Annotated in this window: 12 protein-coding genes, 1 other RNA gene and 1 pseudogene; 5 read left to right on the forward strand and 9 right to left on the reverse strand. The window is 62.3% G+C overall.

Annotated elements, in window-relative coordinates:
• Positions 1-55 precede the first annotated feature (55 nt).
• The 7 genes and pseudogenes from recR to AC1RTB_RS05695 form a co-directional block, all read right to left on the reverse strand.
• Positions 56-661, reverse strand: coding sequence for a recombination mediator RecR (gene recR / locus AC1RTB_RS05665; RefSeq protein ID WP_492875524.1), 606 nt, complete (start codon positions 659-661; stop codon positions 56-58).
• A gap of 257 nt (positions 662-918) precedes the next feature.
• A pseudogene (locus AC1RTB_RS05670) lies at positions 919-1521 on the reverse strand (cell wall hydrolase); the annotation flags it as partial.
• Positions 1522-1695: 174 nt separating this feature from the next.
• The gene (locus AC1RTB_RS05675; protein WP_492875526.1) at positions 1696-2613 is read right to left on the reverse strand and encodes a LysR family transcriptional regulator; all 918 of its coding nucleotides are present in this window, start codon (positions 2611-2613) and stop codon (positions 1696-1698) included.
• 256 nt (positions 2614-2869) lie between these two features.
• Entirely contained in the window at positions 2870-3193 is a 324-nt protein-coding gene (locus AC1RTB_RS05680; RefSeq protein ID WP_492875528.1) for a YbaB/EbfC family nucleoid-associated protein, read from the reverse strand.
• Between the two features lie 18 nt (positions 3194-3211).
• Positions 3212-5035: a DNA polymerase III subunit gamma/tau gene (locus AC1RTB_RS05685; RefSeq protein ID WP_492875530.1), complete on the reverse strand. Its 1824-nt coding sequence runs from the start codon at positions 5033-5035 to the stop codon at positions 3212-3214.
• Positions 5036-5153: 118 nt separating this feature from the next.
• An RNA gene (gene ffs, locus AC1RTB_RS05690) (signal recognition particle sRNA small type) lies at positions 5154-5250 on the reverse strand.
• A 66-nt stretch (positions 5251-5316) separates the two neighbouring features.
• Positions 5317-5757 (reverse strand): anthrone oxygenase family protein, encoded by a 441-nt coding sequence (locus AC1RTB_RS05695; protein WP_492875532.1) that lies wholly within the window; start codon positions 5755-5757, stop codon positions 5317-5319.
• 151 nt (positions 5758-5908) lie between these two features.
• On the opposite strand from AC1RTB_RS05695, the gene AC1RTB_RS05700 reads away from it, so the two are divergent.
• Together AC1RTB_RS05700 and nudC are read left to right on the forward strand one after the other, a co-directional pair.
• Entirely contained in the window at positions 5909-6328 is a 420-nt protein-coding gene (locus tag AC1RTB_RS05700; protein ID WP_492875534.1) for an HIT domain-containing protein, read from the forward strand.
• 29 nt (positions 6329-6357) lie between these two features.
• Positions 6358-7299 (forward strand): NAD(+) diphosphatase, encoded by a 942-nt coding sequence (gene nudC, locus AC1RTB_RS05705; protein ID WP_492875536.1) that lies wholly within the window; start codon positions 6358-6360, stop codon positions 7297-7299.
• Here the strand turns inward: nudC and AC1RTB_RS05710 are convergent, their stop codons facing one another.
• Together AC1RTB_RS05710 and AC1RTB_RS05715 are read right to left on the reverse strand one after the other, a co-directional pair.
• Positions 7300-8166: a prephenate dehydratase gene (locus tag AC1RTB_RS05710; protein WP_492875538.1), complete on the reverse strand. Its 867-nt coding sequence runs from the start codon at positions 8164-8166 to the stop codon at positions 7300-7302. It abuts the gene before it with no gap.
• 17 nt (positions 8167-8183) lie between these two features.
• Entirely contained in the window at positions 8184-8912 is a 729-nt protein-coding gene (locus tag AC1RTB_RS05715; protein WP_492875540.1) for a 3-deoxy-manno-octulosonate cytidylyltransferase, read from the reverse strand.
• Positions 8913-9110: 198 nt separating this feature from the next.
• Between AC1RTB_RS05715 and AC1RTB_RS05720 the strand changes: the two genes are divergently transcribed.
• The 3 genes from AC1RTB_RS05720 (at position 9111) to AC1RTB_RS05730 (ending at position 13728) form a co-directional block, all read left to right on the forward strand.
• Positions 9111-9815 (forward strand): c-type cytochrome, encoded by a 705-nt coding sequence (locus tag AC1RTB_RS05720; protein WP_492875541.1) that lies wholly within the window; start codon positions 9111-9113, stop codon positions 9813-9815.
• 155 nt (positions 9816-9970) lie between these two features.
• Positions 9971-11860 (forward strand): extracellular solute-binding protein, encoded by a 1890-nt coding sequence (locus AC1RTB_RS05725; protein ID WP_492875543.1) that lies wholly within the window; start codon positions 9971-9973, stop codon positions 11858-11860.
• Positions 11857-13728, forward strand: coding sequence for an extracellular solute-binding protein (locus AC1RTB_RS05730; protein WP_492875545.1), 1872 nt, complete (start codon positions 11857-11859; stop codon positions 13726-13728). The genes AC1RTB_RS05725 and AC1RTB_RS05730 overlap by 4 nt, the downstream gene beginning before the upstream one ends.
• Positions 13729-13743: the final 15 nt, after the last annotated feature.

The following is a 13743-nucleotide window of genomic DNA, read 5'->3' on the forward strand; positions in this document are numbered from 1 at the left end:
CAAAGGGGGGCAACGTAGAGCGCTTTTCATCCACCCTCCCTGCCGGGCAATTGCGTCAAAAGACGGTCCGCGACTTGAGTGCGGCGGACAGCGTGCCCTCATCGAGATAGTCGAGCTCGCCGCCAACCGGCACGCCATGCGCGAGCCGCGTGATCTTGACGTCGAAGCCGGAGAGCTGGTCGGTGAGGTAGTGCGCCGTGGTCTGTCCCTCGACGGTGGCGTTGACGGCAAGGATGATCTCGCTGACACCGCCCTCGGCAATCCGCGTCACCAGCTGCTTGATGGTGAGCTGGTCCGGGCCGATGCCGTCGAGCGGCGACAGCGTGCCGCCCAGCACATGGAAACGCGCATTCATCGCCCCTGCACGCTCCAGCGCCCAAAGGTCGGACACGTCCTCGACCACGATAATGGTGGTCGCGTCGCGGCGCGGATCGGTGCAGATCATGCACGGGTCAGAGGTATCGACATTGCCGCAGGTCGAGCACACCCGCACCTTGTCGACCGCCTCTCCCATGGCGGCGGCCAGCGGCGCGAGCAGCTGTTCTTTCTTCTTGATGAGATGAAGTGCGGCACGGCGGGCCGAGCGCGGCCCAAGCCCCGGCACCTTGGCCAGGAGCTGAATCAGACGTTCGATCTCGGGACCGGCGATTCGCTTCGACATGGAAGCGATATAGAGCGAGTAGGGAATAGTGAGTAGCGAATAGTGAAGGGCCGACGTCGGCGGCCAAAGCCATCCACTCGTCTTCCCTCTTACGACGCCCTATTCGCTATCCCCTCTCACTCGCTCATTGGCCGGTCCTGGCTGGCGATCAGCGCGCCGATGGCATCGGCCTGCTTGGAACTCGCCTGGAACGACATGGCACTCGCCAGTGCCGCATCGGAACCAGCGGAGGCGACAGTTGTGGGCTTGGAATCGACCACGCCGGGCAGAGTGGGCTCGTCGGCGGACGCCACCATCGTTTCGGGCTCGGCAGCGGCAGGCAGGCGACGCCGGTCGCGTTTTTCGTAGAAGGCATTGCCGCCGGCAACGGTGGTGTAATGCATGTTCTTGTAAGGGAACTTCAGCCCCGCCGTGTGGAAGAACATGACATCGTCCTTCACCTTTGGATGGCGCTCGCCCTTGAGTACCGACTCGGCTGCGGCCTGGACATCGGGCAAAGCTGCCGAATCCATGCGCTTGGACAGCACGCCGGGCGCGAACTGGCCCTTCTGGCCGACCACGCCGCAGACCGTGTCAGCATATTCGCCCGATTTGAGCCGGTTCATGACGACGCTGCCGACGGCCACAAGGCCGTCGCGACTGGAGCGGTTGGATTCAAAGAACATCGCGCGCGCCAGGCACTCCTTGTCCTTCGCCGTATAGGCATAGGACCCCGTGCGGACCGAACTTGTGGTGACCCCGTCCGTCAACTTGCTGGTGGTGCAACCGGACATGATGAACGGGGATGCGACGACGCCGACCAGAATCGGCATCTTCCATCTCTCGGCGATCAAAAGCGTCCCTCTCTTTAAGCCCGCCACTTCCCCATAATGCTGGCTAGAATGAGCCAATTTCGGGCAAAATGATGGCCGAAGGGCTGAGAGAGACTGAGTGGGCCTGGGGGGAGTGGGCAATGTTGTGCCACTGATGGCCAATCTAGCCGAGCATCAAGCGCTGGGGGTAACGTGACAACGAGATTACGATCGCGCTGACGGTCAGTCGCTTCGCAACGTCGCCGCCTGCCCAAGCAACCAGCTGCGAAAGGCCAAAACTTCAGGGTCGTTCCTGCGCTCGTCCGACACCATAAGCTGATATTGCAGGTCGGAATTGATGGTTTCGGAAAAACATCGTTGCAGCCGACCGCCAAGGAGTTCATCCGCCACCAGCGACGTGCGCACAAGAGCGATGCCAGCACCCTGCTTGCAGGCGCCCAGCATCTCCGAAAATGTTGCGTAGCAAGGGCCGTCATCGAACTCGATCCCGACGGCCTCGCTGTCCGTGCCGGAGACCTGGCCGTACCATCGCCGCCAGTCGAGCGCTGTGTGTCTACTTCCCTCGTAGCGAAGCAACTGCGCCACGCGCAGCGCGCCCCTGGAGGGCAGCGTTTTCGCAACGGCAGGCGCACAAACGGCGAATTCTTCGTCAGACGTCAGCATTTCGGCGCCAGGCTGCTGCAGAACGCCGCCAAGCCAAATGGCTATGTCGACGTCATCGACAGCAAAACGGGTTCGGCGGTACTCGACGATTACGCTCAAATCGATATCTGGATGGCGGCCGCAGAAATCAGGGATCCTGGACGAAAGCCACTGGGTCGAGAACTCCGGCGTCGTCGAAATCCTGAGGCGTCCGCGAGCCGACAGACGGCGCGCACGTTCCAGCAGTTCGGCAAGACTGTCGATGCTGCGACCAAGCTCGGGCGCCAACTTCGCTCCCAGGCTGGTCAGCTCCACGCCTCGGCGATCCCGCACGAACAACCTGGCACCGAGCCACGACTCTAGCTGGGCGACGCTATGGCTGACGGCCGTTTGCGTCACGCACAGCGCCTCGGCCGCCTTGGTGAAGCTTTTCAGTTCCGCGACAGCGACGAACGCCCGCAATGTCTGGAACGGTGGAAAAGAGGGCGGCCTTTGCATAAGTTTTCCTCATGCAGTTGCTGACAAACTTTCATTTTCAATGGCCAGCAATCGAGCGCCAACATGTCATGCATGAACAACGCACTGGTCCATCTCATGAAGAGAATCTCTAACAGGGTCGTCGAGTCAATAGCCTGGACGCTTGGCAAGCGAACACGCAGCATCAAGCATCCGCCCGATTACCTCAGGCGCGATGTAGGCTTGAGCCAGGCCGAGCGGACCAGGCCATGGCAGGACTATCTCTAAAGGTTGGCGTTCAGAACGGCAGCTTCATGCCGGGCGGGATCGGCAGGCCGGCGGTCAGTGCCTTGGTCTTTTCCTGCATCGTCGCCTCGACCTTGGCCTTGGCGTCGTTGTGGGCGGCAACGATCAGGTCCTCGAGGATCTCGCCCTCGCCTTCTTTCAGCAGCGACGGGTCGATCTTCAGCGACTTCATTTCCGACTTGCCCGAAAGCGTGACGACAACCATGCCGCCGCCGGACTGGCCGGTGGCTTCGATCAGGGCGACCTCTTCCTGCATGGCCTGAAGCTTGGCCTGCATTTCCTTCGCCTTGCCCATCAGGCCCAGCAGATCTTTCATCGTCTTGTTCCTTTCGTCTCAGAACGGATCGTCATCGTCATTGTCCACGCCCGGATCGGGCGGCAACTCGATGTCTGTGTCGATATCGGGTGCATCTGGTGCCGTGGGAAGGCGCACGTCGATGATTTTCGCACCGGGAAAACGTGTCAGGATCGCAGCCACGGTTGGGTCGGCGCGCGCATCGGTCAGGGCGACCTCGCGCTTGTTGGCCTCGATTTCGGCAAGCGTTGGCCCGCCCTCCTCGCGCGACAGCGACACCATCCAGTGACGGCCGGTCCAGGCCTTCAGCTTGATCGTCAGGTCGTTGAGAAATGTCCGCGGCGCATCCGCGGTCAGGCTGACTTCGATATGGCCGGGCTCGATGCGGACCGGACGCACGACGCGCCGGATCAGCACCTTGAAGGCCATTTCGCGATTGGTTTCGGCAAGGCCAGCCAGATCGGCGATCGACCGCACCGGCACGGCGTCGACAACCGGTTCGGGGGCGGGCGTCGGCGCGACAAAGGCAGTCGGCGCGGGTGCGCTTTCCACCAGACGCATCGCCTGACCGCCGCCATTGCTGACCGGCATGCGAGCCTGGGCGACAGCTGAGGCAGCGGGGCCACCATTGCCGCCGCCAGCCGGCGCACCACCGTTGCGGGGAGCGCCAGATGGCTGCGACGGCGCGTCGCCCAGCGATTTCAGCGCCTCGTCGAGCGTCGGCAGGTCGGCGGCATGGGCGAGCCGGATCAGCACCATTTCGGCGGCACTGACCGGGCGGTTGGACGACTGCACCTCGGGAATGCCCTTGAGCAGCATCTGCCACGCGCGGGAAAGCACCCTGACGGAAAGAGACTGGGCGAATTCGACGCCGCGCTTGCGCTCGTCTTCCGAAAGCGAGGCGTCGTCGGCAGCCGACGGCACGAAGCGCAGGCGGGTCACCAGATGGGTGAATTCGGCAAGATCGTTGAGCACCGCCACCGGATCGGCACCGGTGTCGTACTGTTCACGCAGTTCGCCAAGAGCGGCGGCGATGTCGCCCTTCATGATGTTTTCGAACAGGTCGACGACACGGGCGCGGTCGGCGAGGCCGAGCATGGCGCGCACCGCTTCGGTCGTTACCTTGCCGCCGCCATGGGCGATGGCCTGGTCGAGGATCGACAGCGAATCGCGCGCCGAGCCTTCGGCGGCACGCGCGACCATGGCGAGCGCGTCGTCTTCGACCGATATGCCTTCCTGCGCCGAAATGTTGCGGAGATGGCCGACAAGCTTGCCGGCATCGATGCGGCGCAGGTCAAAGCGCTGGCAGCGCGACAGCACCGTGATCGGAACTTTTCGGATTTCGGTGGTGGCGAAGATGAATTTCACATGCGGAGGCGGCTCTTCAAGCGTCTTCAGCAGGCCGTTGAAAGCCTGCGTCGAGAGCATGTGCACCTCGTCGATGATGTAGACCTTGTAGCGCGCCGAAACGGGCGCATAGCGCACGCGATCGATGATGTCGCGGATGTCGTCGATGCCGGTGTGGGAGGCGGCGTCCATCTCGATGACGTCGACGTGGCGGCCTTCCATGATCGCCTGGCAATGCTCGCCGAGCACTGTGAGGTCGACCGAGGGGCGGTCGATGTCAGGTGTCTTGTAATTGAGAGCGCGGGCGAGAATGCGGGCGGTGGTGGTCTTGCCGACACCGCGAACGCCCGTCAGCATCCAGGCTTGGGCGATGCGGCCGGAGGAAAACGCGTTGGTCAGCGTCTGGACCATCGGCTCCTGGCCGACGAGTGCTGAAAAATCTGCAGGGCGGTATTTGCGCGCGAGAACGCGGTAGGCGCCGTCCTTGGTCTTTTCGGTCTGTCCGGCTTCGCTCATTCGCCCCCGTCGCCCGTTCGTATTGGCGCCCCTGCCTCGGCCGCAATGGGCCGATTCCGCGAAACGAGTTTCGCCCGCACGGCGCTACGCCGTCAATGACGCGGAGAAGGGCGAAGAGGCGGGAGGCTGGAACAATGACCCGTTCCGGGCTCGTTAGGGCTGCTTCCTTCCGGACCTGACCCGGTTGGCGAGTGGATCGTCCACCACCAACCTCCCAACCTCCATATCGGCAATTGCCGAACCAATTGCAAGAGCCAAGGATGAGGTGCCCCCAACCGTAATCAAATGCCCTGGGAATTGAGCGCCCAGAGATAGGCAAGCGTGGCGGCGCATCCCAGCCCGGTGCGCACCGCGTGCAGCGTCCCCCAACGCATGATCAATGTGCGGGATGCCGGGCCGCCTTCATCGTTGGGAATCGCCTCGATCTTTTTGTTGGTCGGCATGATGCCGAGCATCGTGTAGGGCCAGTTGGCGAGCATGAGGACCGCGCCGACAATCCAGCGCCAGTCCGCCGTCAGCCATGCCGCCAGCAGACCAAGCAAACCTGAGATGACAGCAAGGCTCGCCTGCATGGTGAAGCCGCGGGCATAGCTCGGCTTCCACTGCGCGAGCAGATTTTTGTCGTCGAGGCCAAGCCGTGCGGGCTGTTCGGCGAAATTGATGTAGAATGCGGCACCCGCAAAGGCGGCCGCGAAAACGAGTGCGATCTGACCGGCGAACATCTGCGCATCTCCGACAACGCCACAGCGTCCACCAACATATCGGCATCGCAGCACCACTTGTCACGCGTCTGGCCGGATATAGCTTATTCAATGATTCGCTTGCAGGCGCCGCAGGCAGGCTCTAGCCTTCGCCTGAACAAAGGAAACGCTAATGATGTCGGGCCTCAAGGCTGGGTTTGCGCTGGATTCGCGTCTCGACGCCGACAGCGAACCGGTGATGTGGCTTGGCCTTTGCGAATTGCGCGTCATGAACGACCGGCGCTGGCCGTGGCTGGTGCTGGTGCCGCAGCGGCCCGGCGTCGAGGAACTCCACGACCTGACCCCGCTCGACCAGGCGATGCTGACATTTGAGAGCAACATGGTCGCCCATGCACTGAAACGCACAACCGGCTGCGCCAAGATCAACAGCGGGGCGCTCGGCAACATCGTGCGCCAATTGCATTTCCATGTCGTCGCCCGCTCCGAGGGCGATCCCGGCTGGCCCGGCCCCGTCTGGGGCCATGGCGTTCGCGAGCCATATCGCCGCGACGATCTCCACCGGTTTGCCGAGCGCATCAAGACCGCTCTATAAAGCGGCCTCCAATCCAGACCGAGTTTCAGATGCCTTTCAGCCTGTTTAACGCACCGACGCGTGAAGCCAGCCATTTCCTTGGCTTCGCCGGAAACATCATCGACCGCCAGTCGGAAAAGCGCAAAGACGACTCCGCCAGGCTGGCACTGGTCGAACCCGACGCCCGACTGCTGCTGATCGCCTCGGGACGACTGGTCCTCGACTTTGCCGATGGCCCGGCCAACCCTTATTTCACGCTCGCGGCCGTGCAAGCGCTCGGCGCTCAAACCGCCGACGCGATCCTGCTCGGCCGAACCAACGGCAAAGCCACGCTCGCTGTGCCTGTTACCGCCGAGCCGGAAAGCCTGCCCGACCACCTGAAAGCCATCGACTTTCGCTCCATCCTTGCCCAAGGCCTGACCGAAAATGCCGAGCTCGGAGCACTGGCGCAAGGCGCCGCCCTTCTCGCCTGGCATGCCAACCATCGTTTCTGCGGCCGCTGCGGTGCGCCAACCGAGATGCGGGCCGGCGGCTACAAGCGCGTGTGCACGGCTTGCGGGGCCGAGCATTTTCCGCGTACCGACCCGGTTGCCATCATGGTGACGGTTTCGGGCGACAAATGCCTGATGGGGCGGGGCCGGCATTTCGCACCGGGCGTCTATTCGGCGCTGGCCGGCTTCATCGAACCGGGTGAAACGATCGAAGCAGCCGTGCGGCGCGAAACGCTGGAGGAATCAGGCATCCGGCTCGGCCGCGTCGTTTATCACTCGAGCCAGCCCTGGCCGTTCCCCTACTCGCTGATGATCGGCTGCTACGGCGAAGCGCTCAACGAAGACATCTCGGCCGATACCGACGAGCTGGAGGACTGCCGCTGGTTCACCCGCGCGGAGGTCCTGCAAATGCTCGACGGCACGCATCCCGGAGAACTCAAGGTGCCGCCGGGCCATGCCATCGCCCATCAGCTCATTCGCACCTGGGCGGAGAGCGACTGATCAATCGCCGTTGTTCTGCGTGCCGCGGAACTCGTTGGCCTCGTAGACGCCAAGGATGCGCACTTCGCGGGTGAAGAAGCGCAGTTCCTCCAGGGCGAGTGCCACCAGGCGGTCGTCGGGATGGCCTTCGATGTCGGAATAGAACTGGGTCGCGGTGAATTCGCCGCCGAGTTGATAGCTCTCCAGCTTGGTCATGTTGACGCCGTTGGTGGCGAAGCCGCCCATCGCCTTGTAAAGCGCTGCCGGCACGTTGCGGACGCGGAAGACGAAGGTCGTCATCATCTTGGTGTCGGGATTGGTGCGCTCGGCCCAGCTCTTGCCCTTCGACAAAACGACGAAGCGGGTGATGTTGTTTTCGGTGTCCTCGACATTTTCTTCAAGGATGTCGAGGCCGTAGAGCGACGACGCCAGACGCGGCGCGAGCGCAGCCATCGTCCGGTCCTTGACCTCTGCGACGAGCTTGGCGGCCCCAGCCGTGTCGCCCGCGACCACAGGCTTCCAGCTGTTCTTGCGGATGTATTTGCGGCACTGGCCCAGCGCGTGGATGTGGCTGTGCACGGTCTTGATCTCCGAGCGTTTCACGCCCGGCAGCACCATCAGCTGGAAATGGATCGGCAGGAAATACTCGCCGACGATGTGCAGCTTGGATTCAGGCAGCAGGTGATGGATGTCGGCGACGCGGCCGGCGATGGTGTTTTCGATCGGGATCATCGCGAGGGCCGCCTTGCCGGTCTCGACCGCATTAAATGCGTCCTCGAAGGTCGGGCACGGCAACGGCTCCATATCGGGATAGACGTTGCGGCAGGCGGTGTCGGAATTGGCACCCTGCTCGCCCTGGAAGGCAATCTTGTTGGTCGTGGTCGGCATGGCTGGCCTGTCTTTGTCTATTTCGAGAGAATTTCGCGAGCGCGTTCGAGGTCTTCGGGCGTGTCGACGCCCAGCGGCACCGAAGAAACAATTTCGGCGTCGATACGCATGCCGGCTTCAAGCGCGCGCAACTGTTCCAGCCGCTCGCGTTTTTCCAGCGGCGATGGCCCGAGCTTGACGAAGCGCTCAAGGGCTTCGCGGCGATAAGCATAAAGCCCGATGTGATGATAAAGTGGGCCTTCGCCCCAAGGTGCGGTCGCGCGGGTAAAATAGAGCGCCTTCAGCCGCTCCGCCGAAAGCGCTGAACCGACGATCTTGACGACGTTGGGGTTGGTCTTTTCTTCTTCACGCGTGATCTCGACGCCAAGCGTGGCGATGTCGACCGCAGCCTCGGTCAACGGCCGGAAGGCCGCGCGGATCAGGTCCGGATCGATGGTCGGCAGGTCGCCCTGGACATTGACCACCGTTTCGACCTCGCCCTTGGGATCGAGCTTGGTCAGCGCCTCGAAGATTCGATCCGAACCCGACTCATGGTCAGTGCGTGTCATCACCGCCTCGAAGCCATGCGCCCGCACGGCATCAGCCACCGCATCGGTGTCGGTCGCCACCACGACGCGGCCGAGCCCGCTTTCGAAAGCGCGGGCAGCGACATGGACGATCATCGGGCGGCCGGCGATATCGGCCAAAGGCTTGCCCGGCAAGCGCGTCGAGGCCATACGGGCGGGGATCAAGACAAGGGTGGACATGGCTGCGTGACTGTTTCTAAATGGCTTTGGAAAGTGTCAAAAGGTCTCACTGGAAGCGCCCTTATAGGTGTTGCAACCGGCAAGCAAAAGACCTAGTTTCCGCGCGATTTCACCCGGCCGGCCGGGCGATAGACGATACCGACGAACGGCAGCGGTCGCAGAGGATGGCGATTGGCCGGATAAGGGAGCCAGGGGCGTATGGACTCATTCGAAATGAACAAGGTACTTGGCGGTCTGCTGGGTACTGCCTTTGTGGTGTTCTCCATCTCGCTCGTGTCGGACGCGATCTTCGCATCGCCCGCCCCGGAAAAGCCAGGTTTCGCCATCCAGGCAGCTGAAGAAGGCGGCGAAGCTGCCGGCGGCGAAGCCGCACCTGCCGCGGTGCCGATCGCACAGCTGCTCGCCAGCGCCAATGCCGAAGCCGGTGCAGCCGTGTTCAAGAAGTGCACCGCCTGCCATTCCATCGAAAAGGGCGGCCCCAACAAGGTCGGTCCGGATCTCTGGGGCGTCGTCAACCGTCCGATGGTCTCACATGAAGGCTTCGCCTATTCCGGCGCGATGAAAGAATTCTCGCAGGGTGGCAAGGTCGTGTGGGATTTCGAGCACCTCAATCACTTCCTGACCTCGCCGAAGGGCTACATCAAGGGCACCGCGATGGGCTTCGCCGGCATCAAGAAGGATGACGAGCGTGCCAACCTGATCGCCTATCTGAATTCGCAGTCGGACAGCCCGGCACCATTGCCCACGGCAGATGCGGCTCCGGCTGCACAGCCCGCAGCGGCTCCCGCAGGTGCTGCTCCTGCTGCGGCTCCCGCCGTCGAAGGCGCTGCCCCTGCTGCTCCCGCAGGTGCTGTTCCGGCTGCCCCGGCAGAAGGTGCCGCGCCGGCTCCGGCCGCTCAGTAAGAAATTTCTAATTTTGGCATCATGAAAAAGCCGGGTTTAGCCCGGCTTTTTTGTTGTCTCACGCAAACATGCGACGACAATCGTCCAACGCATAGTTTCCATGCGCGGCGAATGAATTAGAGTGTCGCAAAACACCGGGGCCAAGGGGATTTTTCATGAAGGCTTGCCTGAACAGGATTTTTGCAGCCGCTGGCCTCGCCGCGGTTCTTCTGTCGGGCACCTGGCTGCCGGCAAGCGCGCAGGACGCCGGAGAATGGCACACGACCTCGTCGCTGATCGGCACCTCGAAATATGGCGAGGACTTCAAGCAGTACGACTACGTCAATCCGAACGCGCCAAAGGGCGGCATATTGAATTCGACGACGTTCGGCACTTTCGATAGCTTCAACCCATTCATCGTCAACGGCACGCCTGCGGCCGGCTTCACCTACTTCGGCGGCCTGCTCTACGACACGCTGATGCAGCAGGCGACCGACGAGTCGAGCACCAGCCATCCGCTGATCGCCGACGCCTACAAATATCCGGCCGATTACTCTTCAGCGACATATCGGATCGATGCCCGCGCAAAATGGCATGACGGCAAGCCCATCACAGCGGAAGACGTCGTCTGGTCGCTCAACACATTGAAGCAAATCAACCCGCTCTACGGCAAATATTTCGCCAATGTGACCGAGGCGGTCGCCATATCCGACCGCGAGGTCGAGTTCCGCTTCAACCAGAAGGGCAATCGCGAACTGCCCCACATCATCGGTGACCTTGCCGTGCTGCCGAAGCATTGGTGGGAGGGCACCGACGCTTCCGGCAAAAAGCGCGACATCAGCAAGGGCACGCTGGAACCGCCGCTCGGCTCGGGCGCCTACAAGATCGAGAGCTTCAAGCCAGGCGCCGAGATCGTCTGGGCGCGTGTGCCCGACTATTGGGCGGCTGATGTGGCGGTCAATGTGGGGCGCAACAATTTCGACAAGCGCCGCTACATCTATTTCATGGACCAGGACGCCGAATGGCAGGCCTTCACCAAGGGCGGGTTCGAAGACATCAGGCTTGAAAACCGCTCGCAGCGCTGGGCCACCGGTTACAATTTCCCAGCCTTCACGGCCGGCGATGTCATCAAGAAGGAATTCGACAAGACCTCTGGGGCACCGATGCAGGGTTTCGTGCTCAACACGCGTCGCCCGCAATTCCAGGATCGCCGCGTGCGCGAAGCACTTACCAAGGCTTTCGATTTCGAAAGCATGAACCGCACACTGTTTTACGATTCCTACGTGCGCACCGACAGCTACTTCAAAGGCGGCGACCTCGCATCCAGCGGCGTGCCGCAAGGCAAGGAGCTCGAAATTCTCGAAAAGTATCGCGACAAGCTGCCGCCCGAGCTGTTCACGACACCGTTCAAGCTCCCGGTCTACGACACGCCGCAGTCGTTCCGCGAAAACCTGCGCACGGCTTCGCAACTGTTCAAGGAAGCGGGCTGGGTGAATCGCGGCGGCAAACTTGTCAGCGAAAAAACAGGCGAGCAATTCAAGATCGAATTCCTCGGCAACGACCCTACCGACGAACGCGTCACCGCGCCTTTCATCGACAATCTGCGCAAGCTCGGCATCGACGCCACGCTCAGGATCGTCGACGTCAGCCAGTATGTGAGCCGCGTCAATCAGTTCGACTATGACGTGATGACCACCGTCATCGCCCAGACTCAGTCGCCCGGCAACGAGCAGCGCGATTTCTGGAGTTCGAAGGCCGCCGCTACGCCGGGGTCACGTAACTATGCCGGCATCAAGGACCCTGTGATCGACGAACTGATCGATGGCGTCATCTTCGCCGACAACCGCGAGGATCTCGTCGCCGCTACTCACGCACTCGATCGCGTGCTGCTCTGGAACTACTACATCGTTCCGCAGTGGCATCTGCCGAAGGTGCGAACGGCCTACTGGAACAAGTTTGGCATTCCGGAGAAGCAGCCGGCCTATCTCGGCGTAGACCCCGACTCCTGGTGGATCGACAAGGACAAGGAGGCAGCACTGGCCGCCAAATACAAGGGAGCCAATTGAGCCCGCGCCTGCCTCGCCGCGATTTCCTGTCGCTTGGTGCGGCGGCTGCCGTCGCACCTTTGCTGCCGGGGCGCGTCTTCGCCGCAAGCCCGACCGGCACCGGACTGCATGGCCTGTCGGCCTTCGGCGACCTCAAATACGGGCCCAACTTCCAGAATTTCGACTATGTGAATCTCGACGCGCCCAAGGGCGGAACTTTCAATTTTGCCCCGCCCTACTGGGTCTTCAACCAGAGCCCGCTCACCTTCAACACGCTCAACACCTTCGTCGCCCGCGGCGACGCGCCGCCACGCATGGAGCTTTGCTACGATTCGCTGATGGTGCGGGCGATCGACGAGCCCGATGCGATCTACGGTCTTCTGGCGCAGTCAGTGACCATTTCCGACGACCGCAACAGCTTCGATTTCGCGTTGCGGCCTGAGGCGCGTTTCAACGACGGCACGCCCTTCACCGCCGAAGATGCGGCATATGCCTTCAAGCTGTTCAAGAAGGACGGCCATCCCAGCCTGCTTCTGCCGCTCAACCACCTGACGGACGCCAAGGTGCTCGACGCTCACACGCTGCGAATCAGCTTCGACGGCAAGCAATCGGACCGCACGCTCCTCGACATCGCGACCTATCCAATCCCGGCGAAATCCTTCTTCGAGGCCAATCCCTTTGATGCCTCCCAAATGAAGGCGCCGCTGGGATCGGGTCCCTACAAGGTCGGCCGCGTCTCCCCCGGCCAAACGATCGAATATGAGCGGGTGGCCGACTATTGGGGCCGCGACCTGCCGGTCAATCGCGGTCTCTACAATTTCGACCGCATCCGCATCGAGTTCTACCAGGACAGGCAGGCCGCCTTCGAGGCATTCAAGAAAGGCGACATCGCCTATCGCCAGGAATTCGTCGCGCGCGTTTGGGCCGCTGGTTACGACTTTCCGGCTTTCACCGCCGGCAAGGTGGTCAAGCGCGAATTTCCAAGCGAAAAACGCCCGATAATGCAGGCGACCGCGCTCAATCAGCGGCGCGAGCGCTTTCGCGACCCGCGCGTGCGCCGGGCCGTTGCGCTGTGCCTCGACTTCGAATGGACCAACCGCAACCTGTTTTTTGGTGCTTACGAACGCTCGCAATCCACCTTCGAGAAGTCGCCATATCGCGCCGAGGGCCTGCCAACATCAGCCGAACTGGCGCTGCTCGAACCTTTCCGCGGCCGTATTCCCGACGAAGCCTTCGGCGAGGCAGCGCTGCAACCGCCATCAGACGGTTCGGGCCGCGACCGCAAACTGTTGGGGCAGGCCTCGAAACTGCTTTCGGATGCCGGCTGGGCGCGCAAGGATGGCAGTCTGCGCAATGCCAAGGGCGAGCCGCTGACGCTCGAAGTGCTGGTCGACGACGACGCCTTGGCACGCGTGTTTTCGCCCTGGATCGAGAACATGCGGGCGATCGGCATCGACGCCTCCGCGCGCATGGTCGACTCGACACAATACCAGGCGCGGCAAACCAGCTTCGACTTCGATGCGATCGCCATGGCCGTATCCTTTTCGGCAACACCCAGCCGCGACGAGATCGACGGGCTGTTTCATTCCCGCGCCGCCAACATGCAGGGCTCGACAAATCTTCCCGGCACCGCCGACCCGGCAATCGACGCGCTGGTCGACGCTGTGGGTGCGGCCAAGGATCGCGAAGCGCTGACAGTTGCCATGCGCGCGCTCGACCGGGCCTTGCGCGCCCGGCTAGACTGGATTCCAAATTGGTTTTCGGCGAATCACCGCGCCGCATTCTGGGACATGTTCGGTTATAAAGAGCCGAAACCGGATTTCGGCTTCCCCGTCGAGGCTATGTGGTGGTTCGACAAGGACAAGGCTGCACGTATTGGCAAGACCTGAGATTTCTGCCCCTGA

This window comes from Aminobacter sp. GW821-FHT11F06, from assembly GCF_058808215.1.

Excerpts from the sequence above, each read along its gene's own strand:
- recR (WP_492875524.1), bottom strand. The coding sequence starts at position 661 with ATGTCGAAGCGAATCGCCGGTCCCGAGATCGAACGTCTGATTCAGCTC.
- AC1RTB_RS05675 (WP_492875526.1), bottom strand. The coding sequence starts at position 2,613 with ATGCAAAGGCCGCCCTCTTTTCCACCGTTCCAGACATTGCGGGCGTTC.
- AC1RTB_RS05680 (WP_492875528.1), bottom strand. The coding sequence starts at position 3,193 with ATGAAAGATCTGCTGGGCCTGATGGGCAAGGCGAAGGAAATGCAGGCC.
- AC1RTB_RS05685 (WP_492875530.1), bottom strand. The coding sequence starts at position 5,035 with ATGAGCGAAGCCGGACAGACCGAAAAGACCAAGGACGGCGCCTACCGC.
- AC1RTB_RS05695 (WP_492875532.1), bottom strand. The coding sequence starts at position 5,757 with ATGTTCGCCGGTCAGATCGCACTCGTTTTCGCGGCCGCCTTTGCGGGT.
- AC1RTB_RS05700 (WP_492875534.1), top strand. The coding sequence starts at position 5,909 with ATGATGTCGGGCCTCAAGGCTGGGTTTGCGCTGGATTCGCGTCTCGAC.
- nudC (WP_492875536.1), top strand. The coding sequence starts at position 6,358 with ATGCCTTTCAGCCTGTTTAACGCACCGACGCGTGAAGCCAGCCATTTC.
- AC1RTB_RS05710 (WP_492875538.1), bottom strand. The coding sequence starts at position 8,166 with ATGCCGACCACGACCAACAAGATTGCCTTCCAGGGCGAGCAGGGTGCC.
- AC1RTB_RS05715 (WP_492875540.1), bottom strand. The coding sequence starts at position 8,912 with ATGTCCACCCTTGTCTTGATCCCCGCCCGTATGGCCTCGACGCGCTTG.
- AC1RTB_RS05720 (WP_492875541.1), top strand. The coding sequence starts at position 9,111 with ATGGACTCATTCGAAATGAACAAGGTACTTGGCGGTCTGCTGGGTACT.
- AC1RTB_RS05725 (WP_492875543.1), top strand. The coding sequence starts at position 9,971 with ATGAAGGCTTGCCTGAACAGGATTTTTGCAGCCGCTGGCCTCGCCGCG.